Raw genomic sequence first — 23,695 nt, forward strand, 5'->3', positions numbered from 1 at the left:
GATGCTCTATGACATCCGGCTGGAGCTGAGCCACAGCTATTCGGGGCGCGCCAGCGGGGCGCGGCATCTGACCCGGGTGGTGCCCGCCGCCCTGCCCGGCCGGCAAGTGGTGCGCACGAGCCTGCTCAGCTGCGCGCCGCTCGCAGACACGCGGCACAGCTTTCGCGACTTCTTTGGCAATGAGGCGACGGTGTTCTACCACGACCGCCCCCATGACGAGATGATCGTGACCATGCAGGCGCGGGTGGCCTGCGAGGCCCCGGAAGCGCAGCTCGACATGTCGCCGGATCGCGCGCGGCTGGCCCAGGAGATCGCGCAGGTCTCCGCCCTCGGCCCCGACGCGCCACATCACTTCCTTGGGCCCTCGCCGCGGGTGCCGGCACGGTCCGAGTTGGCCAGCTTCGCCCGCCAGATCGTTGCCGAGACACGCGGCGGGGCACTGCCGCAGATGCGCGCGCTGGGGCGTGCGCTCCACCGCGAAATGAAGTTCGACGCCAGCGCCACCACGGTCGAGACCCCGATGATCGAGGCGTTCGAGAAGCGCCACGGGGTGTGTCAGGATTTCAGCCATATCCTGATCGCGGCCCTGCGGAGCCTCGGGATCCCGGCGCGCTATGTCTCGGGCTTCCTGCGCACCCTGCCGCCCCCGGGCAAACCACGACTTGAGGGCGCCGATGCCATGCATGCCTGGGTGAGCGCCTGGTGCGGGGCGGATATGGGCTGGATCGAATATGATCCGACCAATGACCTCTCGATCGAGACGGATCACATCGTGGTCGCCTATGGGCGCGATTATTCCGACGTCTCGCCGATCAAGGGCGTGCTGAGGACGGCCGCCCAGGGCACAAGTTCGCAAGGGGTGGATATGATCCCGGTGGAGGAGGCCGCCTAGGCCAACACGGTGGATCAGGCCTGCAGCGGCAGGGCCCCGTCATCGGGCCCGTTGCGCCAGATGCAGAAGGCCGCGGCAGCAAAGCCGAAGGCGAGACAGGCCGCGCCTGTGCCCGCATAGATCAGCGCCGCGATCAGCAGCGGCGCCCCAAGCACCAGGGACACGCCCGCACTCAGAACGCCGAAAACCGTTCCCGTGAGCGCGTAGATCATGCTGTCCTCCATCAAGCTGGTGCCTGTTCACCGTAGCGTGACGAATCTTACCAGAGTCTTAACGAAGGTTTACGAGAGGTGTTTCGGAAGGCCCGAAACACCTTCAATTGTTCGGATCGCTCACTCGGCCCATTCCCAGGGACGGGTGAAGTTGCCAAGCGTATGGCCCAGCGCCTCTTCATCCACATCGCCGGTCTTGCGCAACCGCGCGACCAGACCACGCTTCTTGTCCTCGACCACTTCGGCAACCTCGGCTGTATGGCCCGCCTCGCTCAGCGCCTTGTCATAGACGAGGCTGATCGCGCGCTTGCGCAGATCGGGCTTGAAGACCTTGCCGACGGCGGTCTTCGGCAGCTCGTCCAGCACCTCGACCCGTTTGGGGTGCGCCGCACGCTCGGTCACAACCTCGGCGGCATGGGCCATCAGCTCCTCCGCAGTCGCTTCGGCGCCGCCGACCAGTTCCACATAGGCGACAGGCAGCTCGCCCGCATAGGAATCCGGCTGGCCGATTGCCCCGGCCATGGCCACGGCGGGATGCGCCATCAGCGCCTCCTCGATCACCGCCGGGTCGATATTGTGACCCGAGCGAATGATGAGGTCCTTCGCGCGCCCTGTGATCCAGAGATAGCCCTCATCATCAATCCGACCCAGATCCCCCGTCCGAAGATAGACCTTATCCGCATAAAGCCCGAGATTCTTGCCTGCCTCCGTATAGGTCGAGCCCTCATTCACGCCCGGATTGGCGATGCAGATCTCGCCCACCTCATCGGTGCTGCATTCATAGGTGATGCTCCCATCCTCTTCGCAATGCAGGATCCGCACATCCGTATGGGGCAGCGGAATACCCACGGAGCCGACCTTCTGCACCCCATCGATCGGGTTGCAGGAGACAAGGCAGGTCGCCTCGGTCAGCCCGTAGCCCTCGGCGATGTTCACGCCCGTGGCCTTCTGGAACCGCGTATAGAGCTCGAGCGGCAGAGGCGCCGAACCGGAGATCGCAATGCGCAGGGAGGAGACATCCGCATCCACCGGACGCTGCATCAGGGCCGAGAGCGCCGTGGGCACGGTGATCATGAAGGTCACGTCCCAACGCTCGATCAGCTTCCAGAAATTGTCGAACACGCCCTCGCCGCGATAGCCCTGGGGCGTGGGGAAGACCACATGCCCGCCCGAGGTCAGCACAGACATCAGAACCGGATAGCAGGCAAAGACATGGAAGAGCGGCAGCGGACAGATCAGCGTATCGTCATGGGTGAAAAGGAGCTCCGCCCCCAGCCAGCCATTATAGAGCATGCCGGAATAGGTGTGCTGTGCCACCTTGGGCATGCCAGTGGTGCCACCCGTGTGGAAATAGGCCGCGACGCGATCCTCAAAACTGTCGGGAAAGGTCAGGCCATCAGCGGGCTGACGGGCGATCTCGGTGTTGAAGTTCAGCACCGTCGCGCGATGCGAAACCGGGTTCTTGGGCCGGAGCAGCCCGGCAATCCAGCTCTTGGGCGGGCTGAGATAGCGCAGCAGGTCGATCTCAAGCACATGGGTCACGCCCGGTGCCATGGCCACGGCCTCGGCAGTTTTCTGGGCGACATCGGTCTTGAGGAAAGACTTGAGGGTCACGACAACCTTGGCCTTGGTCTCGTTCAGGATGGCCCCGATCTGCTCGGCCTCGAGCAGCGGGTTGATCGGGTTGACCACCCCGGCCACGGCCCCGCCGAGATAGGCCCAGACCGTCTCGGAGGTGTTGGGCAGGACATAGGCGACGACGTCATTCTCGCCCACGCCCAGCGCTCGGAACAGGTTCGCCGCCTGGGTCGCCTTGCCATGGAGTTCGCGCCAGGTCAGGGTCTCGCCCGCATCCTTGGCGTCGGAGGTGAGCGTGAAGGTCACCGCCTTGCGGTCCCCATGGGCATTCTTGGTCTTGGTCAGCAGCTCATAAATGGTCTGCGCGGGCTGCGCTGTTTCCCACGGATGTGCGGCCTCCAGATCGGCCTTGTCTGCAAGCGTCGAAATGGAAGCTCCCATCGCGCCTTCCCCCCTGTTTTTCCCTGTCAGCCTGTTTTCTGCCCGCAACCGGGCGCTGATCTGGGATCCAGAGATACGCGAATGACAGAGTGACGCAACCCGTAGCGCATGGCGACAACGTTACGTCCAAACGCCCGCGCCGCGACGTCAACGGGCCCAAAGGCCCGGAAAACGGGCCTATTCGGCGGCGAGCCCTGCGGTGAATTGCAAACGCGCAAGCCGGGCATAGAGGCCGCCTTGAGCAACCAGCGCATCATGGGTGCCTTCGGCGACGATCCGGCCATCCTCGAAAACCAGGATGCGGTCGGCCTTCTTCACGGTCGCCAAACGGTGGGCCACGATCAGGGTGGTGCGCCCTTCAGAGAGCTGTTCGACCGCGCGCTGCACCGCGAGTTCGGACTCGGCATCCAGCGCCGAGGTCGCCTCGTCCAGCAGCAGGACCGGCGCGTCCCGCAGGATCGCACGGGCCAGAGCGATGCGCTGCTTCTGCCCACCGCTGAGCATCACGCCGCGCTCGCCCACATAGGTGTCATAGCCATCGGGCAGACGGGTGAGGAACTCATCGGCGGCAGCGGCCTTGGCAGCAGCCTCCACCTCTGCATCCGTGGCGTCCGGGCGACCAAAGCGGATGTTTTCCCGCGCGCTGGCGGCAAAGATCACGGCATCCTGGGGCACGAAGGCCAACTTGCGGCGGAAGGCGTCTCGCTCGGTCTCGCGCAGGTCGATCCCGTCGAGCTTCACCGTACCCTCGGACGGATCGAAGAAGCGCAGCAGCAGCTGCAGGATCGTCGACTTGCCCGCGCCGGAGGGGCCCACAAGAGCCACGGTTTCCCCCGGCTGGATATCGATATCGATGCCGTCAAGCACGGGCGTGTCGGGTCGGGCCGGGTATGTGAAGCTCACCCCGTCGAACTGGATATGGCCGACGCATTCGCCGGGCAGGGTCTTGGGGTCGGCGGGATCCTCGACGCTGTCTTTCATGGTCAGCAGCTCGACCAGACGTTCCGTGGCCCCGGCCGCGCGTTGCAGCTCGCTCCAGATCTCGGAGAGCGCCCCGACAGACCCCGCGACCATCACCGCGTAGATCACAAACTGCACCAGCGCGCCGGGCGTCATCAGCTCGTCGCGCACATCCCGCGCGCCCATCCAGAGCACGCCGACAATACCGGTGAAGATCAGGAAGATGACGATCACCGTCATGATCGAACGCACACCGATCCGCCGCTTGGCGCTGTCGAAGGAGGCCTCGGTCATCCGGTCAAACTCGGCACGGCTCTCTTGCACATGGGTGAAGGCCTGCACGGTCTGCACCGACAAGAGCGCCTCGGAGGCATTGCCCGAGCTTGCCGCGATCCAGTCCTGGTTCGCGCGGCTGAGCTTGCGCAGCTTGCGGCCCAAAACGACGATGGGGATCAGCACCATGGGAACCAGCAAGAGGACCAGAAGCGTCAGTTTGCTGGAGGTCAGCAGCATCAGCACCATCCCCCCCAGCAGAATGAGGAAGTTCCGCAGCGCGACCGAGACCGAAGACGAGATCACCGACAGGATCAGCGTCGTGTCCGTGGTCAGGCGGCTGAGCACCTCGCCGGTCATGATCTTCTCGAAGAAGGCCGGGCTCATCCCAAGGGTCCGGTCGAACACCGCCTTGCGGATATCGGCCACCACGCGCTCACCGAGCCGGGTCACGAGGTAATAGCGCAGGCCCGTGCCAATCGCGAGCAGAGCCGCCACGGCGATCGCTGCGCCGAAATACTGATCGAGCAGGGCCGTATCGCGGGCATCAAACCCGTCGACCACACGACGCACGGCCATGGGCAAGAGGAGCGACAGGAACGCCGTCAGCACCAGCGCGACGCCCGCCGCAGCCAGCAGCGTGCGATAGGGCGCGATGAACGGGAACAGCGTCTTCAGCGCGCTGATATTCTTGGATTTCTCGCGCTCTTCGGAAGCGGCATTGGGCGCGGTCGGCGCGGGTTGTCTGGCCATCGGCGGCAGCTCTCACACTGTGCGGAGCACGTGCGCGGCCCCACGCCCCGCTGCATGTCCCCCGAAGGTCACTCTTACGACAGCCTGCCCGAGGGGCGGATCCGCCGCACTGGCACATCGGGGCTCCTGTCCCGGCGCTGCCAGCAGTCTCAGGTCTCGGCCCGGGCCTGTCTCCGCTCAGAGACGGCGCATCCGGCCGGGTGCTTGGAGCGGGCGGCGGGAATCGAACCCGCGTCATTAGCTTGGAAGGCTAAGGTCTTACCACTACACAACGCCCGCGTAGCATGAAGGTCGTATGTCATCGGATTTGCGCGGTCAAGCACTTGCGGGTGCGCAAGATGTAGCACCAAGGGCGTACGGGCGCGGGCCTTGTCCGCCTACCCGCTCGAGGCGCGGCGCACCAGCGCCACGGGCATGCGCGTCACGGGTGCCGGGGCAAGACCCGTCTTGATCCAGGAGAGCGCGGTCCGGGCCGTGGTGCGCGCCAGCTCCGAGATGTTGCAACTGACCGAGGTCAGCGCCGGGAAGCTGTCGCGGCAATCCTCGATATCGTCGATCCCGATCACCCGGAGGTCGGACCCCACCCGGGGCCCATGCTCCGCGCAGCCCGCCAAGAGCCCGAGCGCCACGAGATCGTTGAAGCAAAGCACCCCATCGACCTCCCCATGGTGATCGCGAAGCTCGGCGGCCATGGCACGGCCAAAGGCGCGGGTCGCCTGCCCGGTGAAGATGACCGGTTCGCGCCCATGGGCGGCCAAAACCTCGAGGTAACCGCTCATCCGCTCTTGGGTGACCGGACGCCCTTCGAGCCCACCGAGAAAGGCGATGCGCTGGCAGCCTGCCTCGATCAGATGCCGCGTCGCGAGCGCGCTGCCATGCTGAAAATCCGGCGCGATGAAAGGCACGCTGCCACAGGATCCTTCCAGCTGCCGCAGGACCTGGATCGTCGGCGTGCCCGCGGCCTGCAAGGCGGCGAGGGTCTCGGCCTGCTGTCCATAGGCCGGGGACAGGATCAACCCGGAGACCCCATGCTCCACCAGCGAGGCGATCATCTTGATCTGCAGCGCAGGGTTTTCATCCGTATTGGCGATGACCGTGGCATAGCCTTCCTCGGCGAGCTGCATCTGCAACGAGGCGGCGAACTCGGTGAAGAACGGGTTGCGCAGATCGTTGATGACCAACCCGATCAGCCCAGAGGAGGACGAGCGCAGGGTCGCCGCCGAGCGGTTATAGACATAGCCGATCTCGCCCATGGCCGCGCGCACCCGGTCGCGCGTGCTGTCCTTGACCGTCTCACTGCCCTGCAACACGAGGCTGACCGTGGATTTCGACACGCCCGCCTGTTTGGCAACATCCAGGATAGTCGGTCGGCGGGCCATCAGCTCCTCAGGTATCGATCCCATGAATGGCCAGCAGGGACGTCATCCGCGCCTCGGCCAGATCCGGCTGCAAAAGCAGGTTGGCCTGATCGACCAGCCGGAACACCTGGGCATAGTGCGTGATATCGCGGCTGGATTGGAACCCTCCGGGCATGATGAAATGGCCCTGCGCGCCGTTCAGCCACGCCAGAAACGCGATCCCGGCCTTGTAGAACCGGGTCGGCGCGCGAAAAATCTCGCGGCTGAGCGGGACCGTGGGGGCAAAGAGCGCGTGGTAGCGCTCCATATCGCCCTCGGCCAGAGCCTCCAGCGCCTGCGAGGCAGCGGGCGCGATCCCCGCGAAGATCCCCAGCAAAGCGTGGCTGAAATGGGTGCCATCCCCGGCGATCAGATCCGCATAGTTGAAATCATCCCCGGTATAGAGCCGGACCCCCTCAGGCAGGCGCGCGCGAAACGCCTCCTCATGGGCCTGATCGAGCAGGGAGATCTTGATCCCATCCACCTGCCCCGGGTTCTCGGCAATCAGGTCGAGCACGAACTGGTTCGCGGCCTCCAGATCGCTTTGACCCCAATAGCCCGCAAGCGCGGGATCGAACATCTCCCCCAGCCAGTGGAGGACAACCGGCTCTTGCGCGCCATCGATCAGCGCGCGGTACACCTTGTGATAGGCCTCCGGCGCGGCATTGATCGCCGTGAAGGCCTTGGACGCCATGAGGATGAGCTGCCCGCCCGCGGCCTCGATCGCCTCGGCCTGCTCCTGGTAGGCGGCAAGAATGGCCTCGGGCGTCGCAAGCTCGGACAGCTCCCAATGGTCGGTTCCCGCCCCGCAGGCCACGCGCGGGCGCAGCGGATGGGCCTTGGCGGCGACCATGGTGCGCTCGATCAGCTCCTTCGCGGTGAGCCAATCAACTCCCATGCCGCGCTGCGCAGTGTCCATGGCCTCGGCCAGTCCCAGCCCTTGATCCCAGAGGCCCATGCGAAATTGCAGGGTTGCCTCCCAATCCACCGCCGGGCGCGTGTCCCACGGGTTGCGCTCGCGCAGCGGGTCACTGACCACATGGGCGGCGGCAAAGGCGGTGCGGGTCAGGGGCACGCGGGGCGCACGCGCCTCCAGCGGTGTGGCGCGCAGGGTATAGGCCGCGAGCCCACCCTCAGTGGTTGGCAAGGTCAGCATCGGCGCGCCTCACACATCCAGATCGAGCACGCAGAGCCCGTCGATCCCGCCCACGGCGTTCTCGACAAGCTGGCCGCCCAGGGCCTGATGCTCGGGATTGTCCGCATAGGTCTGCAGCGCATCCCAACTGTCGAAATCGATGACGAAACCATGCATATAGCCGCGCTCGATCTGCTCGGGGCTTTCGGAGCGCCCGCCGGTGAAGCCCTGTGCGCCCGGGAGTTTCTCGGTCAGCGCGGCGAGCCCGCCATAGATCTCGGCGATCTTTTCCTCGGAGGTCTCGGGTTTGAACTTGGTCAGAACGATATGTCGGATCATTGCAGAAATCCCTGATCTTGCTTGATCATATCCGCGGCCTTCTCGCCGATCATGATCGATGGAGCATTGGTGTTGGAGGAGTTGACCTGCGGCATGACCGAGGCATCGGCCACACGCAGCCCGTCAATCCCGTTGAAGCGCAGGCGCGGGTCGAGCACCGCCTCGGCGTCGCTGCCCATCCGGCAGGTGCCCGCGCAATGGTGCGAGGTCTTGGAATGGGCGCAGATGAAATCGAAATACTCCGCATCCGTGCGCACGCCCGGCCCCGGCAGCCGTTCGGCCAGGATGAAGGGTCTCAGCGCGTCCTGGGCGAGGATCTCCTGCACCAGTTTCAGGCCGCGGATCGACATCTCGCGATCATAGGGGTCCGACAGGTAATTCGGGTCGATCAGGGGGATATCGGCGGGGTTATCGCTCTGCAGGCGGACCGTGCCCCGCGACCGGGGCCGCAGATGGCAGGCATTCAGCGTCACACCGCCATTGGGCATCGCCTCGACCCCCGCCTCGATCCCCGTCCCGAGCCCCAGATGCATCTGGATATCCGGCGAGCGCGCGTTTTCGTCCGCGTACCAGAAGCCGCCCGTCTCAAAGAGGCTGGAGGCCACCGGCCCCTTCCGCGTCAGGAGGTATTGCAGCCCGGCGAGCGCCGAAAGATGCAGCTTGGCAAAGCGGTCATAGGTATGAGGGCCTGTCACTTCGCAAATCGCGTAGAGATCGAGATGATCCTGCAGGTTCGACCCCACCCCGGGCTGGTCATAGACCACATCGATGCCCAAGGGGCGCAGCGCCTCCGCCGGGCCGATCCCCGAAAGCTGCAGGAGCCGGGGCGACCCGATTGCCCCCGAGGACAGGATCACCTCGCGATCCGCGGTGATCTTCGTGCCATCGGCCATCTCGACCCCGGTGGCCCGCCCGTTCTCCACCGTGATCCGACGCACCTGCGCCTGCAGCTGGATCGTCAGGTTCGGTCGCTTCTTGGCGGGGCCGAGAAAGGCCATCGCCGCGGAGGAGCGCCGCGCATTGCGCTGGGTCAGCTGATAGTACCCCGCCCCGTCGGGCTTGGCGCCATTCACATCGGTGGTCTTGGGGATCCCGAGCTCGCCAGCCGCTGCGATAAACGCGTCACAGATCGGCAGGGGTGCCGAGGGCATGGAGACGCCGAGCGGGCCGCCCTTGCCGTGGAACTCGCCCCCATAGGTATCGTTATCCTCGGATTTCTTGAAATAGGGCAGCACCTCTGCATAGCTCCAGCCCTCGCAACCCATCTGCCGCCATTCGTCGTAATCCTGCGCGGATCCACGGGTGTAAATCTGCGCATTGATCGCCGAGCCGCCGCCGATCACCTTGGCCTGGGTATAGGTGAAAACCCGATCCTGCATCGCCCTTTGCGGCGTGGTCGACCACCCCCAGGAGCCGATGCCCTTGGTCATCTTCGCAAAGCCCGCAGGCAGGTGAAAGAACGGGTGGCGGTCGCCGCCCCCGGCCTCGAGCAGCAGGACCGAGGCCTCCGGGATCTCGCTGAGCCGCGCGGCCAGGACCGAGCCCGCCGAGCCCCCACCGATCACGATGAAATCATACCCTTGCGCCATGTCTGGCCCTCACAATCTGGCAATGGACAGCCCACCATCGACGGGAATGACCGCGCCGGTGGCAAAGGGCATCTGACCGGAGACCAGGGGCAGCACCACCTGGCCGATATCCTGGGGCTCTCCCCAGCGTCTGGCGGGGACGAGCCCATTCTCAATCCGGGGCGTGTAGCTGTCTCGGGTCCCGGCGGTCATGTCTGTGGCGATGATCCCCGGGCGCAGCTCGAAAACACCGATGCCTTCGGGCGCAAGGCGCAGGGCATAGAGCGTGCTCATCATCGAAGCGCCCGCCTTGGAGACGCAGTATTCCGCCCGCTCGACTGAAGCCATGGCGGCACTGACCGAGGTGATGAAGATGATCGCGCGGTAGGTCTCGCCAGGCTGGGCGCACATACGCCGCGCCACCTCTTGGGTCAGAAAGAACGCCCCGCGCAAGTTCACATCCATCACCAGATCGAAGCTCTCGGGTGCCATCTCCAGCATGTCGCCCCGCTTGGGCGCCCCCATGCCCGCATTGTTGATCAGCGTGGTGACCGGTCCCAGATCCCCCTCGATCCGGTCCAGGAGCGCGGGCACCGCATCTGTCTTGCGGATGTCATGCTGGTAGTAACGCGCCCGGGCTCCGAGCTCCGCAAGGGCGCGCGTCACGGACGCGTCGTTTGGACCGGGGAGCGAGGCAATCGCGATGTCAAAGCCCGCCCCTACAAGCTCGGTCGCGATGGCCAGCCCGATCCCCTGCTGCCCGCCCGTGATCAGCGCCACCCCACTCATGCCGCGAACTCCGTTTCGGTAATGTGGCGGCCCGCCCGCAAAGCCAGCGCCGCGATGGTAAGCGCCGGGTTCACCGCAGCCGATGTGGGCAGGACCGACGCGTCAATGATGAACAGGTTCTTGTGGTCATGGCTCCGGCAGAAGACGTCCACGACGCTGGTCTCCGGATCGCGGCCCATCCGCGCCGTGCCGCATTGGTGCGACGGCGTGCGCCGGTCGAAGGCCTGGGACAGCACGATCGGGAAACCTGCCTGCCGCAGCTTGCCCTTGAGGGTCTTGACCAGCTGCAGATGCGCCTCCCAGTTGGAGCGCTGCCAGTCGAGCTTGATCTGCCCGTCCGTCAGGGTCACGCGGCTGTCGGGATTGGGCAGGTCCTCGGACATGGCATAGAGGTCAACGCTGCGCGCCGCGACCGCCCCCGCCAACCAGCGCGGCAGCTTGGAATTGGCCGCAAGGATCGGCCCGGTGATCTTGCCGAGGAGCTGGATATTCCCAAGCGGTGGTGCGTCCGGGCCGTCACCGAGATAGTAGTCATTGACCATCAACGTCTTCTGATAGACCGCGCGGTTCCGGCGCAGCGGATGCAGGGCGAGCACCGCCGAGCAGTTGTGGTTCATGAAATTCCGCCCCACCTGATCAGACAGGTTGGCGAGCCCCGTGGGGCAATCGTCATTGGCCGAAGCCAGGAGGAGCGCGGCACTCTGCACCGCGCCACAGGCAAGCACCACAAGGCCCGGGGCAAGGCTCTCTACCTGCCCTGCCCGCTCGAAGGTCACTCCGGTGATCCGCCCGTCCGGCGCAGCTTCGAGCCGGGTGACGCGAGCCCCGCAGCAAAGCTCCACATTCGGATGGGCCAGCGCTGCGGCGAGACCGCAGGTCTCCGCATCCATCTTGCCGCCGCAAGTGTCCGGATAGCCGTCCCAGGTGGTGTCCCCCGCAGCCCGCCAGGTCGCAAGATCGACCCCCAAAGGCAGGCTCGCCGGTGACAACCCGACCCGGCTCAGCCGAGTTCGCAAATCCGCGATGTCGGGCTCATCCGGCACAGGCGCGTGCGGATACGTTCCGGAATGGGGCGGCTCGGTCGGATCCTCGCCCAGGGTGCCGCGAACGTGATACATCGCCTCGGCGGCCTGATAGTCGGGCTCCAGATCGCCGTAGACGAGCGGCCATCCGGGGGTCGATCCCCCGGGATGGGCGCGCCCCTCGAAATCCTCCGCCCGGTAACGGATCAGAACCGCGCCATAAAACTTCGAATTCCCACCCACATTGTAAAAATTGCCGGGATTGAAAGGCCGGTCCTGCCCATCGAGCCAGCGTTCTTCCGGTCGAAAATGGCCATCCCCAAAGATCGCGCCCGCATCCCGGTCCTGGGGCGACGGGCGCAGGTGCTCCCCCCGTTCCAGGATCAGGATCCGTCGCCCGCTGGGCGCCAGCGCCGCCGCAAGGGTCGCGCCGCCCATGCCGGAGCCGATTATGACCACATCCGGTTGCATCAGGGGGCGATACGGCTCTCGGTTTCAGGATCGAAGGCCACGGCCTTCTCCATGTTCACCGCGAAAGTGAAATCGATTCCCGGCTTGACCTCGGCATCCGAGCGCATCCGCGCGATCACATCCTTGCCGCCGAGCATCATCGATACGAAAGTGTCCGACCCCGCAGGCTCCGTCACCACGATCCGGTTCGTCAGCTGCGCGATGTTGGAGGATTTCCGATCCGCCGCGTCCTCGTCCGTGATCGTCTCGGGCCGGATCCCGAGCAGGATCTCCCGCCCGTCCCAGGCGGCCATGTTGTCCTGACTGAAGGGCAGCGCGCAAAGGCTGCCATCATGGAGCGTGACCTGCGCCACGGGCTTGCCATTCTCCATGGCTACCTTGGCCGGCACCACATTCATCGCAGGCGAACCCATGAAGGTCGCCACGAAGATATTGGCGGGCGTGTCATAGATCTCTTGCGGAGTGCCGAGCTGCTGGACATAGCCCCCATTCATCACCGCAATCCGGGTCGAGAGGGTCATCGCCTCGATCTGGTCATGAGTCACATAAACGATGGTGGTCCCGAGCTTCTGGTGAAGCTTCTTGATCTCCGTGCGCATATCCACGCGCAGCTTGGCATCGAGGTTCGAGAGAGGCTCGTCAAAAAGGAAGACATCCGGGTTCCGCACCAGGGCGCGCCCCATGGCAACCCGCTGCCGCTGGCCGCCCGAGAGGGCACCGGGCTTGCGGTCCAGAAGCTGTTCGATCTGCAAGAGCTTGGCGACCTCGTTCATCGCCTTGTCCCGCTCGTCCTTGGGCACACCATGCATCTCGAGCCCGAAGGTGATGTTCTTGCCGACGGTCATATTCGGGTAGAGCGCGTAGGACTGGAACACCATCGCGATATTACGCTTGGACGGATGGACCCCGTTCATCACCACATCCTTGATGCGGATCTCGCCGCTGGAGATCTCTTCCAGCCCGGCGATCATGTTGAGAAGCGTGGATTTTCCGCAACCCGACGGCCCCACAAGGACAAGAAACTCGCCCTCCTGCACCGAGATATCCACCTTGTGCAGAACCTCGACCGCGCCATAGGACTTCGTGGTGTTGTCGATATCAAGAAAACCCATATCTCTCGCTCCGGTTGGGACGGGGCGCACGCGGGGCGCGCCCCATTGGGGTTAGAGGGCCAGTTCGACGGCTTCGGCAAGCTGCTCGACCGCGTCGTCCGGGCTCATGTCTGTGTTGAAGAACTCCGTCACCACATCGGTGACCGCGCCAACGACGCTGGCCTGTGCGGCATGGGTTCCGGCGAAGGTGGGCACGGCGGTACCCGCCGCATCGGTCTCGGCAAAGGCGGCAGCCGTGGCCTGAGCGCAGGCGTCGAGTGCGGACATATCCGCATCCACCCGCGCCGGGATCGCACCCTTGGCCTGATTGAACGCCACCTGAACCTGCGGATCCATGATCGCGCTGGCGAGCGTTGCCTGCGCCGAGGCTGCATCCTCATCGGGCTGGGTAAAGAAGCTCAGGGAGTTCACCAGATAGACAAACCCGCCCTCGGCGGTCTTCGGCACCGGAATACAGGCGAAATCCTCGCCCGGTAGCTTGCCCGCATTGGTGAACTCGCCCTTGGCCCAGTCGCCCATGATCTGCATGGCGGCCTCGCCATTGATCACCATGGCCGTGGCCAGGTTCCAATCACGACCTGAGAAATTGTCGTCCACCATGCCGCGGATCGCGGCCATCTGGGCAAAGACCGCCTTCATGGCGTCCGATTGCAGCGCGTCGGGATCGAGATCGACCAGCGCCTTGCGATAGAACTCCGCGCCGCCGATGCCGAGGGCCAGGGCTTCGAACATATAGGCTTCCTGCCAAGCCTGCCCGCCATGGGCGATGGGCACGATGCCTGCCTCGACAAAACGCGGCGCGAGCGCGTTGAACTCCTCCCAGCTGGAGGGATAGGCCGCGCCGATCTTGTCGAAGGCCGCCTTGGAGGCCCAGATCATATCCGTCCGGTGCACATTGGTGGGGGCGGCCACATAGGCCCCGTTGATCTTGTTGAAATCCTGCACGGCCTGGGGGAGCACGGCGTCCCAACCCTCGGCCTCCGCCACGGCGTTCACATCGCCCAGAATGCCTTCATTGGCCCAATCGATGATATTCTGGCCCAGCATCAGCATGGCTGCCGGGGGATCGCCTGCTGCGATCCGCGCTTGCAGGGCGGTCTTGGCCTGATCGCCACCGCCGCCCGCGACCGGGGCATCCTCCCAGCCGACGCCATTCGCGGTGACCTTGTCCTTGATCACGTTCAGAGCGGCGGCTTCCCCGCCAGACGTCCAGAAGTGCATCACCTCCACATTCGGCTCGGCCTGGGCCAGAGCGGTGGAAAGTAACAGACTGGTCACAGAGAGCTTGGCAATTCTGTTCATTTGTGGTGTCCCTCAAGTGTTGAGGTCGGCTTGCGCACCGACGGTTGACGATCTTGACATGGTCGGGAAGCGGCTCCACCCGCGTCCCGACCTCCGAAAAACGCGTTATCCTTTCACTGAGCCCGCCATGAGGCCGCGCACGAAGTAGCGACCGGCCACGATATAGACGAGCAGGGTTGGCATCGCCGCGAGGATCGCCCCGGCGAAATGGACGTTGTATTCCTTCACCCCCGTGGAAGACTGCACGAGGTTGTTCAGCGCCACGGTCATGGGTTGTGAGTTGGCATCCGCAAAGGAGGCCCCGAAAAGGAAGTCGTTCCAGATATTGGTGAACTGCCAGATGATCGAGACCACGGCGATCGGCCCCGAGGAGGGCAGCAGGATCCGCCAGAAGATCTGGAAGAACCCGGCGCCGTCGATCTGCGCGGCGCGCACCAACTCGGTCGGGAAGACAGCGTAGTAGTTGCGGAAATAGAGCGTGGTGAACCCGATCCCGTAGACCACATGCACCAGCGCCAGACCCCAGGTGGTGCCCGCCAGACCCATCAGGCCCAGCATCCGCGCCATGGGGATCAGCACGATCTGGAACGGGATGAAGCAGGCAAAGAGCATCAGCCCAAAGAGGATCGTATCCCCGCGGAACCGCCACTTGGTCAGCACATAGCCGTTCAGCGCCCCGAGGATGGTCGAGACGATCACCGCCGGCACCACCATCTTGATGGAGTTCCAGAAGTACGGCGAGAGCCCCGTGGGATCGACGCCGATCTGCGCCGAGGACCAGGCTTTGGCCCAGGGCTCCAGCGTGAAGACCTGGGGCAGGTTCATCATGCCCCCGCCGGTGATCTCCTCCAGCGGTTTCACGGAGTTCACCAGCATCACGTAGAGCGGCAGCAGGTAGAACAGCGCAAAGAGCAGCAGGACGAGGTAAATCAGGGTGCGAACCGCGCGGCCCGTGCGAATGGCAGTGTCTTGGCTTGCGACAGACATCACTTCTTCTCCCGCAATTCGGCATAGAGATAGGGGATCATGATGGCGGCAATCGTCATCAGCATGATCACGGCCGAGGCCGCACCGATCCCCATCTGGTTCCGCGTGAAGGTGTAGGAATACATGAAGGTGGCGGGCAGCTCGGTGGCCCGCCCGGGCCCGCCACCCGTGAGCGCGATCACCAGATCAAAGGTCTTGATCGCCAGATGGCTCAGGATCACGAAGGCCGAGAGGAAGGCCGGGCGCAGCTGCGGGATGATGATCCGACGATAGAGGTTCCAGTTCGAGGCGCCATCCATCTGCGCGGCCTTGAGGATCTCGTTGTCGATCCCGCGCAACCCGGCGAGGAACATGGCCATGACAAATCCGCTGGTCTGCCAGACCGCCGCGAGCACCACCGTATAGATCGCGAAATCGCGGTTCTTGATCCAGTCGAACTGGAAGGTTTCCCAACCCCAGCTCTGCATGACGTTCTCGAGCCCGATGCCCGGATCGAGGAACCATTTCCACGCGGTGCCGGTCACGATGAAGCTCAGCGCCATGGGATAGAGGTAGATGGTCCGCAGCATGCCCTCGGCGCGGATCTTCTGGTCAAGGAAGATCGCCAGGCCCAGCCCGAGGCAGGTGCAGATCCCGATATAGAGCGCCGCGAAGACCCCCATATTGGTGAGCGAGATCTCCCAGTGGCTGAGGCGCCAGAGCTTGGAGTAATTCTCCCAGCCGACCCAGCCATAGGAGGGCAGCAGGCGACTGTCCGTGAAGGACAGGTAGACCGAAAAGAGAATGAACCCGTAGACGAAGACCAGGATCATCGCCAGCGATGGCGACAGGATCAGCTTGGGCAACCAGACCTGTAGTCGCGTCTTGAAATCCGCGTTGGCTTCTAACGCCATCACACCCCCCTTTGGATCTTAGAGTTGTTGAGTAGGGCCGCCGGGACGGCAGGGTGATGGAGCGACCCGCCGGGCCGCCCCATCGGGGAGGATCACTTCGCGATCGACACCGCGTCCACGAGCTCGGCCACAGCTTCCTCGCTGTCGAACTCACCGTTGAAATGCGCGGTCACCACGTCATAGACCGCGTTTTTCACCGAGGCCGGGGCCGCGTGACCATGGGCCATGGAGCCAAAAAGGTTGCCCGAGGCTGCAGCGGCGGCGAGATCGGCCATGCCTTTCTTGCCGCACGCATCAAACGCCTCGTCCGAGACATCCGTGCGCGCCGGGACCGAGCCCTTGACCACGTTAAACGCCGACTGGAAGGACGGGGACAGGATGGCCGAGGCCAGTGCTGCCTGCTCATCCGAGACCGCGCCGCCCTGATCGAACATCATGAACTGGTCCGCGTTGAAGGTGACCTGCTCGGCCGTGCCCGGGAAGCGGAAGCAGAGGAAGTCCTGATCCGGCACCTTGCCTGCGTTCAGGAACTCACCCTTGGCCCAGTCGCCCATCATCTGGAAACCGGCTTCGCCATTGATGACCATGGCCGTGGCGAGGTTCCAGTCGCGGCCCGAGAAGTTCTCGTCCACATTGGCGCGGATCACATCCATGCGCTCAAAGGCTTCCTGCATCTTTGCTCCGCCGAGCACGTCCTCGTCGAGATCGATGAAGGCCGCCTGGTAACCGTCCGGACCCAGCACAGACATGGCGACCGCGTCAAAGACCGTCGCATCCTGCCAGGCCTGACCGCCATGGGCGATCGGCGTGATGCCCGCCGCTTTCAGGGTTTCCAGCGCGGCGGTGAACTCGTCCCAGGTGGTCGGCACGGCGATCCCGTTGGCATCGAGCACGGCCTTGTTGGCCCAGACCCAGTTGGTCGAGTGCACATTCACCGGGGCGGAGACCCACTTGCCGTCGATCTTGGCAAATTCCTGCAGGGCGGAGGGTACCACGTCGTCCCAGCCTTCCTGAGCCGCCACGGTGTTCAGATCCGCGAGCGAGCCCTGCTTGGCCCAGTCCACGATGTCAAAGCCGAGGCCCTGCACGGCGGTCGGCGCATTGCCCGCCGTGACACGCGCGCGCAGCACGGTCATCGCCTGCTCGCCGCCACCGCCGGCGACCGGCATGTCGGTCCAGCCGATGCCCTGACCCTCAAGGTCCTCCTTCAGGACGTTCAGCGCCGCCGCTTCCCCGCCCGAGGTCCACCAGTGCAACACCTCCACGCCGTTGTCCTGCGCAGATGCCGCGCCGCCACTGATCATCAGGACGAGCGCAAGGGCTGTGTTGGTCTTCAAGATCGAACGCATTTGGTATCCTCCCATTGTGCATTCAGGTTTTATGCCCACGCTTTATGCGTGTGTTGTCACCCAAGGTGCCCGGCTGCGGCCCACACGCATGACCACCGACTTCACCTCGAGAAATTCTTCAAAGCCATAATGACCAATCTCGCGGCCTTGGCCAGATTGTTTGACACCTCCGAAAGCAAGCTCCGGGTAGCCATCCATCCAGGTGTTGGTCCAGACGGTCCCAGCCTCGGCGCGGCGGGCAAACTCAAGACATGTATGAATATTCTCGCTCCAGATCCCTGCCGAGAGGCCATAATCGCTGTCATTGGTGAGGGCGATGGCCTCTTCAAACGTGCGATAGGTCAGCACGGTCAGGACCGGGCCGAACACTTCCTCGCGGGCGATGGCCATGTCCGGCGTTACCCCGGTGACCACCGTGGGCTGGTAGAACTGGGGGCCCAGCCCCTCGACCTGCAGCGGCCCGCCGCCCAGGGCGATCTTCGCTCCCGCATTGCGTGCATCGCGCACATAGCCGTCGATCTTGGCATTATGCTCGGCGGTGACAATCGCGCCCACCTGGGTGGTGGGGTCGAGCGGGTCGCCGAAACGCACCTGTTTGGAGAGCGCCACCACACGCGCCACGAAGGCCTCGGCGATATCCTCATGGACGATGATCCGGCTCGAGGAATTGCAGCATTGTCCGACATTGAAATAGATCCCGAAGGTCACCGCATCCGCCGCACTCTCCAGATCCGCATCGGGGCAGATCACTTGCGGGTTCTTGCCTCCAAGCTCCAGCGCGACCTTCTTGAGCGTGCCGGAGGAGGCTTCGGTGATCATCTTGCCTACCGCTGTCGACCCGGTGAAGGTCACCATGTCGACCTCCGGATGGGTGGACATGAGGCTGCCCACGGGCTGGCCGTAGCCCAGCACGATATTGCAGACCCCGGCGGGCAGGCCCGCTTGGATCAGCAGCTCGCCCATCATCACCGTCGAGGACGGCGTCATCTCGGAGGGTTTGACCACCACCGTGCAGCCCGCCGCCAGCGCGAAGGGCAGTTTCTGGCTGAGGATCCAGAAGGGGAAATTCCAGGGCGTGATGATCGACACCACCCCGATGGGCTCCTTCAGGACCATGCCAAGCATGTCCTCGCCGAGGGTGTTGTGGCTGTCTCCATGGCTCGCCCGCGCGAGGGAGGCCGCATAGCGCCAGAGATCCGCCGCCCCGCCCACTTCGCCTCGGGCCTGTGAGATGGGCTTGCCGCTCTCCAGCGTCTCCTGCACGGCGATCTCGTCCACATTGGCCTCGATCAGGTCCGCGACCTTGAGCAGAACCTCCGCCCGCGCCTTGCCCGAGATGCGGCTCCAGATCCCCGCATCAAAGGCCCGGCGGGCAGCAGCGATCGCGGCCTCCGTCTCGGCCTCACCGCCCAGCGCGGAGCGGCTCACCACCGTGTCATGGGAGGGGGCGCGGCGCTCGAAGCTTTCGGCGCTCTCGACCCAGGCCCCATCGATCAGATGGCGACCGGTAAAGACCGGCGGCAGGTCGTAGGAAATCGCGGTGTTGATCGTCATGTCGTTCATCTGTTCAGAGCCCGTCAAACTGTGCGCTGCGTTTTTCAAGGAAGGCCGCGACCCCTTCGTCGCGGTCGGCGCTGGCCCCGGCAGCGGCACTGCCCAGAGCCTCGATGGCGGCGGCGCGGTCTTCGCCCACCGCGCCGTGGATCATGGCCTTGGCCAGCTCGTTGGCCCGGGGCGAGACATCGCCGAGATCGGCGGCGATCTCATGCGCCGCGGTGAGCGTGTCCTCGGCGATGGCAGCGACAAAGCCCAAGGCTTCGGCCCGCGCGGCGGGGATGCGACGGCCAAAGAGGACCATTTCCTTGACCACAGGCTCGGGCAACAGGCGCGTCAGACGCTGGGTTCCCGACCAGCCGGGCACGATCCCGACCTTGGCCTCGGGCAGCGCCAGCGTGGCGCGCGGGGTCATCACCCGGATGTCGCAACAGGCGGCAAGCTCCAGCCCGCCGCCAAAGGCATGGCCGTTGAGCGCGCCGATCACCGGTTTGCTGAGCCGCGCCAGCCGGTCAAAGACCCGGTGGCCATCCCGCACCCAGTAGCGCGCGAACTCCGCCGGGCCCAGCGCGCCCCATTCGGCGATATCGGCGCCACAGCAGAATGCCTTCGGCCCCTCCCCGGTCAGGATGACGACCCGGATCTCCGGATTGCGGTCCAGCGCATCCAGATGCGACGCCAGCGCCTCCAACATGCCCGTGGTCAGGGCGTTGAGCTTCGCCCCGTTCTCGAGCGTCAGCACCGCTGTGGTGCCGGTGGTGGTGCAGCTTACCCCGCTCATAGGGTGAGCCCCATGGGCGCGTCGGCCAGCAGGGATTTCGGCATGAGCTTGGCGTTCTCGGCGACCTGCACCCGTCCTCCGGAGGCGCCGACGATATGCTCCTGCGGATCGATGCCCGGCATGATCTCGGTCGCGAGCAGCCCATTGCCCGTGAGCTGGATCACGCAGCGCTCGGTAACATAGAGGACATTCTGCCCCTGCTCCCGCGCGCGACGTCCCGAGAAAGTGACATGCTCGACCTCATCCACCATCTTGGTGAAACGCCCGGGGGCCGCGATGTCGATCCCGTCCTCGGTCAGGTTGATCTTGGCCCCGGCCTCGAACCAGCCGGAGAAGACGATGTTGCGCGCCCGCGCCGTGATGTCGACAAATCCGCCGCAGCCCGCCGTGAGGTAAGGCTTCTTGCCCAGCTTCGAGACATTCACGTTGCCCTCCACATCGACCTCCAGGAAGGAGAGGAAGGACATGTCGAACCCCGCGCCCTGGAAATAGATGAACTGCTGGGGTGAGGGCACGTAAGCATCGGCATTGGAGGCGCAGCCAAAGGCGAAGCCCGTAAGCGGCACGCCCCCGACGGCGCCTTGTTCGATGGCCCAAGTCACCGCATCCGGGTGGCCCTCTTCGAGCAGGATGCGGGGCACCATGGCGCTGATCCCGAAGCCGAGATTGGCGGTCATGCCCTGGCGCAGCTCTTGCGCGGCGCGGCGGGCGATGACCTTCTCGACCCCGTGCTCGGCATGGCTGAAACTGTCCCAGGGGCGCATGACCTGCCCGGAGATCGCGGGATCATAGCCAGTCTCGGTGGTCTGCTTCTGGTCCGGATCGACCACGACGCAATCGACCAGATGACCCGGAACGCGAACATCATGGGGGCGCAGGCTGCCATTGGCGGTGACGCGCTTGACCTGCGCAATCACCAGCCCGCCATTGTTGCGCACGCAGATCGCCTGCTCGAGACCGCCGAGATAGGCGCCCTCATGCTCATAGGTCAGGTTGCCCCGCTCATCGGCTGTGGTCGCGCGGATCACAGCGACATTCGGCACGATGTTCGGGAAATGCAGCCAGGTCTCGCCACCAAACCCGACCCGGTCCACGATCGGCGCCGCGGCCCCCTTGTCGTTCATGGCGCAGCCCTGCCGTACGGGGTCCACGAAAGTGTCGAGCCCCACCTTGGTCAGCACGCCCGGGCGGTGGGCCGCGGCCTCGCGATGCATGTCGAACATGATGCCGGAGGGCACGTTGTACGCGGCCACGCGATCCTCGACGATCATCTTCCAGATCTCGGGCATCTCCACGCTGGAGGGCCCGGAGGGATAGGACCCCGCCAGAACCCGCGTCAGCAGGCCATCCTTGGCCAGATGGTCCATCCCCTTGACGCCATAGACGTCGCCCGCCGCGATCGGATGCAGCGAGGTGATCCCGCGCGGATGCCCCTCCGCATCGAAGCGCTCGCCAATTGCCGCGAGAACCGCGTCCGGACACCCCAGGGTGGAGGAAGACGAGACCGACACCACGGCCCCATCTGGAATGCGCGCGACAGCCTCAGCAACGGGGAGGATCTTGCTCATGCCACATCTCCATAGGCGACGGTGACTTTGCGACCGCTCTGGGCCGCCTCGCGCACGGCCAGGGCCACGGCCAGGGATTTGATCCCGTCCGGTCCGCTGGCTGCCGGGGTCCCGGTGCCTGCGACAGCAGCATAGAAATCCGCGACGCCCTGCACATAGAGCGAGTGGTCGGAATAGGAGATCTCGCGCACGCCGCTGGCCGAGCGCAAAGTGATCTGACCCACGGGCATCTGGGTCATCACGTCCCGGGCAAAGATCGAGCCTTCGGTGCCGTGGATCTCCAGCCCGCTGCCCGCAAAGGGGTGGGTGAAGCTTTCATGGGACATGACCATGGCGCCGGAGGGCATGGTCCAGACCGACATGCAGCTGTCTTCAACCCCCTGTCCCATGCCAGAGCTTGCCAATTGCGCGACCACATCCACCGGGTCTTCTTCCAGAAGAAAACGCGCCACATCCGCGTCATGGACCGTGATGTCGGGGATCACACCGCCCCCGGCAGAGGCGTCATTGATCCGCCAGCCTTGCAGGTTCTCCGGCAGGTGCACCGCATGATGGATCCGCAGGGAGAGCACCCGGCCCACCGCGCCCTCGGCGATCAGCGCGCGCATGGCCCGGTGGGAGCCCGAGCAGCGCAGATGATGATTGGTGGCAAAAACCACACCCGCATCGCGGGCAGCGGCGACCATCTCGTCGGCCTCCGCCAGGGTCAGACCCAGCGGCTTTTCGCACAGAACATGCTTACCCGCCGCGATGGCCGCCATGGTCTGGGCGTGATGCTTTTCATTAGTCGAAGAGATATAGACCGCCGCGACCTCCGGATCCGCGAGTGCCTGGCTCAGATCCTGTGTCGCCTTGGCGATGCCGTGATCCGAGGCCCAACGCTGCGCTCGCTCTGCCGCGCCGCTGACAACCCAAGTGACCTCTCCTCCGGCCTGCGCCCGCACGGCGCCGATCATGTGCTGGGAGGCGATGGTGCTTGCTCCGACAAAGGTCCAGTTCATCTCTCCCCGCCTCCCTAGGTTTTGGAACGTTCCACTTTATGGGCCGATCTTTATTGGAACGATCCAAATCTCGCAAGAAAAAAGTTCAGATCGAAGAAGAGATCCGAATTCTCAAGGGATTTCAGGACCGGGCAAGCTTGTAGAGCTCGATGGGTAAACCGTCCGGGTCCTTGAAGAAGGTGAAGCGCGCCTCGGTCACGGAATCAACGCGCACGGGCTCGACCTCGACCCCATGGGATGTCAGGCGCGCGATGGCACCGTCGAGATCCGTCACCTGAAAGGCCAGATGCCGCAATCCGCACGCCTCTGGATGGGAGGGGCGCGCCGGTGGGGAGGGAAAGGAAAAGAGCTCCAACTGCCCGCCCCCCGGGATCTGCAGGTCCAGCTTCCAGGAGTCCCGTTCAACCCTGTGGGTCTCGGCGATGACCGACAACCCGAGCACCTCGGTATAGAACCGCTTGGAGTGGGCGTAGTCACTGACGATCAGAGCGACATGGTGAAAACGCTCAAGCATGGTCCGGTCTCCTCATCTGCTCTGGGCCGTTGGCACGAGCGTGGCTGGCGTATCGCAGGTGTCGCGGCAAGTCCCCCGATTGGCAAGACTCCATCTCGGCCAGAGCGGAACAACGCCCGGAAACACAGGCTGTCCCCGCTTTGGCGTCGCAGGCCCGGCAAGATCGGATGGTCGGAGCTTAGTCAGAGCAGGCGGGCAACCTCAGGGCGCAGCCGCAGGATATGACCCACATCCCCGTGGATCAGCGTCAGGACCAGCGCCCCCTCGAGCAGCGTACAGAACATCTCCGCCGAGGCCTCGGGCCGCGCCACGTTACGAGCCGCGAGCTCTCCGGCGATCCAGCTTTGCACCATCCTCTTGTGCCGCGCCGCCGCGCCGCGCACGGGATGGCCCGGCAGGTCGCTCAGCTCAAGCGTCAGGCGGGTGAAACCGGATCCGGTCCAGCCCGGCGTCCCCGCCCAATCGGCGAGCTTAACAAGCAAACCATCCAGAAACTGCGTCGCAGTCTCGGCCTCCGGATCGCACCAGGTTTGAACCGTCTCCAAGGTCAGATCTGCCTGCCGATCCATCACCGCGCCGATCAACGCGTCCTTGCTGGAGAAATGATTGTAGAGCGTCCGCTTGGTAACCCCGGCTTCGATCGCGATCTCATCCATGCTGACCCGGGAATAGCCACGCCGAAAGAACAACCGGAAAGCAGCGGTCAGGATGCGTTGAATGGTGGGGGCGGCGGAGCGGGGCATGGGGTTTCTATACCCAACAGTGAATGTATTCGCGAGGCCGCGCGCGGTAGCGATCGGGCAC

21 protein-coding genes and 1 tRNA gene are annotated in these 23,695 nt (G+C 64.7%); 1 reads left to right on the forward strand and 21 read right to left on the reverse strand.

Translation table 11 applies throughout. The features are described from left to right. Position 1 precedes the first annotated feature (1 nt). On the forward strand, positions 2-892 hold the full coding sequence (locus ACP153_RS11075) for a transglutaminase family protein (RefSeq protein ID WP_424971048.1): 891 nt from the start codon (positions 2-4) through the stop codon (positions 890-892). Between the two features lie 14 nt (positions 893-906). On the opposite strand, the gene ACP153_RS11080 is transcribed toward ACP153_RS11075, so the two are convergent. The 21 genes from ACP153_RS11080 to ACP153_RS11180 all read right to left on the reverse strand — a co-directional run bounded on the left by ACP153_RS11080 (position 907) and on the right by ACP153_RS11180 (position 23,634). Beyond that, positions 907-1,104, reverse strand: a complete 198-nt coding sequence (locus tag ACP153_RS11080) for a hypothetical protein (protein WP_424971049.1) — start codon at positions 1,102-1,104, stop codon at positions 907-909. A gap of 120 nt (positions 1,105-1,224) precedes the next feature. Continuing rightward, positions 1,225-3,123 (reverse strand): acyl-CoA synthetase, encoded by a 1,899-nt coding sequence (locus ACP153_RS11085; RefSeq protein WP_424971050.1) that lies wholly within the window; start codon positions 3,121-3,123, stop codon positions 1,225-1,227. 177 nt (positions 3,124-3,300) lie between these two features. Continuing rightward, positions 3,301-5,109 carry an ABC transporter transmembrane domain-containing protein gene (locus ACP153_RS11090; protein WP_424971051.1) on the reverse strand — a complete coding sequence of 603 codons (1,809 nt, stop codon included), beginning with the start codon at positions 5,107-5,109 and terminating at the stop codon, positions 3,301-3,303. 205 nt (positions 5,110-5,314) lie between these two features. After that, positions 5,315-5,388, reverse strand: a tRNA-Gly gene (locus ACP153_RS11095). Positions 5,389-5,486: 98 nt separating this feature from the next. Next, positions 5,487-6,512 carry a LacI family DNA-binding transcriptional regulator gene (locus ACP153_RS11100; protein WP_424971052.1) on the reverse strand — a complete coding sequence of 342 codons (1,026 nt, stop codon included), beginning with the start codon at positions 6,510-6,512 and terminating at the stop codon, positions 5,487-5,489. Beyond that, positions 6,496-7,662 carry a dihydrodipicolinate synthase family protein gene (locus tag ACP153_RS11105; RefSeq protein WP_424971053.1) on the reverse strand — a complete coding sequence of 389 codons (1,167 nt, stop codon included), beginning with the start codon at positions 7,660-7,662 and terminating at the stop codon, positions 6,496-6,498. The genes ACP153_RS11100 and ACP153_RS11105 overlap by 17 nt, the downstream gene beginning before the upstream one ends. Positions 7,663-7,671: 9 nt before the next feature. After that, complete coding sequence (locus ACP153_RS11110) at positions 7,672-7,980, reverse strand: Dabb family protein (RefSeq protein WP_424971054.1); 309 nt, start codon at positions 7,978-7,980, stop codon at positions 7,672-7,674. After that, entirely contained in the window at positions 7,977-9,569 is a 1,593-nt protein-coding gene (locus ACP153_RS11115) for a GMC family oxidoreductase (protein ID WP_424971055.1), read from the reverse strand. Before ACP153_RS11115 ends, ACP153_RS11110 begins: the two co-directional genes overlap by 4 nt. Positions 9,570-9,578: 9 nt before the next feature. Continuing rightward, complete coding sequence (locus tag ACP153_RS11120; protein WP_424971056.1) at positions 9,579-10,337, reverse strand: 3-ketoacyl-ACP reductase; 759 nt, start codon at positions 10,335-10,337, stop codon at positions 9,579-9,581. Next, complete coding sequence (locus ACP153_RS11125) at positions 10,334-11,830, reverse strand: FAD-dependent oxidoreductase (RefSeq protein WP_424971057.1); 1,497 nt, start codon at positions 11,828-11,830, stop codon at positions 10,334-10,336. The genes ACP153_RS11120 and ACP153_RS11125 overlap by 4 nt, the downstream gene beginning before the upstream one ends. After that, positions 11,830-12,942, reverse strand: a complete 1,113-nt coding sequence (locus ACP153_RS11130) for an ABC transporter ATP-binding protein (protein ID WP_424971058.1) — start codon at positions 12,940-12,942, stop codon at positions 11,830-11,832. The genes ACP153_RS11125 and ACP153_RS11130 overlap by 1 nt, the downstream gene beginning before the upstream one ends. A 51-nt stretch (positions 12,943-12,993) precedes the next feature. Further along, the gene (locus tag ACP153_RS11135; protein ID WP_424971059.1) at positions 12,994-14,244 is read right to left on the reverse strand and encodes an ABC transporter substrate-binding protein; all 1,251 of its coding nucleotides are present in this window, start codon (positions 14,242-14,244) and stop codon (positions 12,994-12,996) included. Positions 14,245-14,349: 105 nt separating this feature from the next. Beyond that, positions 14,350-15,231 carry a carbohydrate ABC transporter permease gene (locus tag ACP153_RS11140; RefSeq protein WP_424971060.1) on the reverse strand — a complete coding sequence of 294 codons (882 nt, stop codon included), beginning with the start codon at positions 15,229-15,231 and terminating at the stop codon, positions 14,350-14,352. Beyond that, positions 15,231-16,124: a carbohydrate ABC transporter permease gene (locus ACP153_RS11145; protein WP_424971061.1), complete on the reverse strand. Its 894-nt coding sequence runs from the start codon at positions 16,122-16,124 to the stop codon at positions 15,231-15,233. Before ACP153_RS11145 ends, ACP153_RS11140 begins: the two co-directional genes overlap by 1 nt. Before the next feature lie 92 nt (positions 16,125-16,216). Continuing rightward, positions 16,217-17,473 carry an ABC transporter substrate-binding protein gene (locus ACP153_RS11150; protein WP_424971062.1) on the reverse strand — a complete coding sequence of 419 codons (1,257 nt, stop codon included), beginning with the start codon at positions 17,471-17,473 and terminating at the stop codon, positions 16,217-16,219. Between the two features lie 42 nt (positions 17,474-17,515). Then, positions 17,516-19,036, reverse strand: a complete 1,521-nt coding sequence (locus ACP153_RS11155; RefSeq protein WP_424971063.1) for an aldehyde dehydrogenase family protein — start codon at positions 19,034-19,036, stop codon at positions 17,516-17,518. Between the two features lie 4 nt (positions 19,037-19,040). Beyond that, positions 19,041-19,808 (reverse strand): enoyl-CoA hydratase/isomerase family protein, encoded by a 768-nt coding sequence (locus ACP153_RS11160; protein WP_424971064.1) that lies wholly within the window; start codon positions 19,806-19,808, stop codon positions 19,041-19,043. After that, on the reverse strand, positions 19,805-21,376 hold the full coding sequence (locus ACP153_RS11165; protein ID WP_424971065.1) for an acyl CoA:acetate/3-ketoacid CoA transferase: 1,572 nt from the start codon (positions 21,374-21,376) through the stop codon (positions 19,805-19,807). Before ACP153_RS11165 ends, ACP153_RS11160 begins: the two co-directional genes overlap by 4 nt. Beyond that, entirely contained in the window at positions 21,373-22,377 is a 1,005-nt protein-coding gene (locus tag ACP153_RS11170) for a Gfo/Idh/MocA family protein (RefSeq protein ID WP_424971066.1), read from the reverse strand. Before ACP153_RS11170 ends, ACP153_RS11165 begins: the two co-directional genes overlap by 4 nt. A 121-nt stretch (positions 22,378-22,498) precedes the next feature. Beyond that, positions 22,499-22,891, reverse strand: a complete 393-nt coding sequence (locus tag ACP153_RS11175) for a VOC family protein (RefSeq protein ID WP_424971067.1) — start codon at positions 22,889-22,891, stop codon at positions 22,499-22,501. A gap of 182 nt (positions 22,892-23,073) precedes the next feature. Beyond that, on the reverse strand, positions 23,074-23,634 hold the full coding sequence (locus ACP153_RS11180) for a TetR/AcrR family transcriptional regulator (protein WP_424971068.1): 561 nt from the start codon (positions 23,632-23,634) through the stop codon (positions 23,074-23,076). Between the last annotated feature and the right edge of the window lie 61 nt (positions 23,635-23,695).

This window comes from Dinoroseobacter sp. S76 (assembly GCF_049801095.1).
In the GTDB taxonomy this organism is placed as follows: domain Bacteria; phylum Pseudomonadota; class Alphaproteobacteria; order Rhodobacterales; family Rhodobacteraceae; genus Dinoroseobacter.

Bases quoted from the DNA above. Each gene is read 5' to 3' on its own strand.
- ACP153_RS11130 (WP_424971058.1), bottom strand. From the start codon at position 12,942: ATGGGTTTTCTTGATATCGACAACACCACGAAGTCCTATGGCGCGGTC.
- ACP153_RS11150 (WP_424971062.1), bottom strand. From the start codon at position 17,473: ATGCGTTCGATCTTGAAGACCAACACAGCCCTTGCGCTCGTCCTGATG.
- ACP153_RS11090 (WP_424971051.1), bottom strand. From the start codon at position 5,109: ATGGCCAGACAACCCGCGCCGACCGCGCCCAATGCCGCTTCCGAAGAG.
- ACP153_RS11170 (WP_424971066.1), bottom strand. From the start codon at position 22,377: ATGAACTGGACCTTTGTCGGAGCAAGCACCATCGCCTCCCAGCACATG.
- ACP153_RS11135 (WP_424971059.1), bottom strand. From the start codon at position 14,244: ATGAACAGAATTGCCAAGCTCTCTGTGACCAGTCTGTTACTTTCCACC.
- ACP153_RS11080 (WP_424971049.1), bottom strand. From the start codon at position 1,104: ATGATCTACGCGCTCACGGGAACGGTTTTCGGCGTTCTGAGTGCGGGC.
- ACP153_RS11120 (WP_424971056.1), bottom strand. From the start codon at position 10,337: ATGAGTGGGGTGGCGCTGATCACGGGCGGGCAGCAGGGGATCGGGCTG.
- ACP153_RS11075 (WP_424971048.1), top strand. From the start codon at position 2: ATGCTCTATGACATCCGGCTGGAGCTGAGCCACAGCTATTCGGGGCGC.
- ACP153_RS11085 (WP_424971050.1), bottom strand. From the start codon at position 3,123: ATGGGAGCTTCCATTTCGACGCTTGCAGACAAGGCCGATCTGGAGGCC.
- ACP153_RS11105 (WP_424971053.1), bottom strand. From the start codon at position 7,662: ATGCTGACCTTGCCAACCACTGAGGGTGGGCTCGCGGCCTATACCCTG.
- ACP153_RS11110 (WP_424971054.1), bottom strand. From the start codon at position 7,980: ATGATCCGACATATCGTTCTGACCAAGTTCAAACCCGAGACCTCCGAG.
- ACP153_RS11140 (WP_424971060.1), bottom strand. From the start codon at position 15,231: ATGTCTGTCGCAAGCCAAGACACTGCCATTCGCACGGGCCGCGCGGTT.
- ACP153_RS11160 (WP_424971064.1), bottom strand. From the start codon at position 19,808: ATGAGCGGGGTAAGCTGCACCACCACCGGCACCACAGCGGTGCTGACG.
- ACP153_RS11100 (WP_424971052.1), bottom strand. From the start codon at position 6,512: ATGGGATCGATACCTGAGGAGCTGATGGCCCGCCGACCGACTATCCTG.
- ACP153_RS11115 (WP_424971055.1), bottom strand. From the start codon at position 9,569: ATGGCGCAAGGGTATGATTTCATCGTGATCGGTGGGGGCTCGGCGGGC.
- ACP153_RS11165 (WP_424971065.1), bottom strand. From the start codon at position 21,376: ATGAGCAAGATCCTCCCCGTTGCTGAGGCTGTCGCGCGCATTCCAGAT.
- ACP153_RS11145 (WP_424971061.1), bottom strand. From the start codon at position 16,124: ATGGCGTTAGAAGCCAACGCGGATTTCAAGACGCGACTACAGGTCTGG.
- ACP153_RS11180 (WP_424971068.1), bottom strand. From the start codon at position 23,634: ATGCCCCGCTCCGCCGCCCCCACCATTCAACGCATCCTGACCGCTGCT.
- ACP153_RS11175 (WP_424971067.1), bottom strand. From the start codon at position 22,891: ATGCTTGAGCGTTTTCACCATGTCGCTCTGATCGTCAGTGACTACGCC.
- ACP153_RS11125 (WP_424971057.1), bottom strand. From the start codon at position 11,830: ATGCAACCGGATGTGGTCATAATCGGCTCCGGCATGGGCGGCGCGACC.
- ACP153_RS11155 (WP_424971063.1), bottom strand. From the start codon at position 19,036: ATGAACGACATGACGATCAACACCGCGATTTCCTACGACCTGCCGCCG.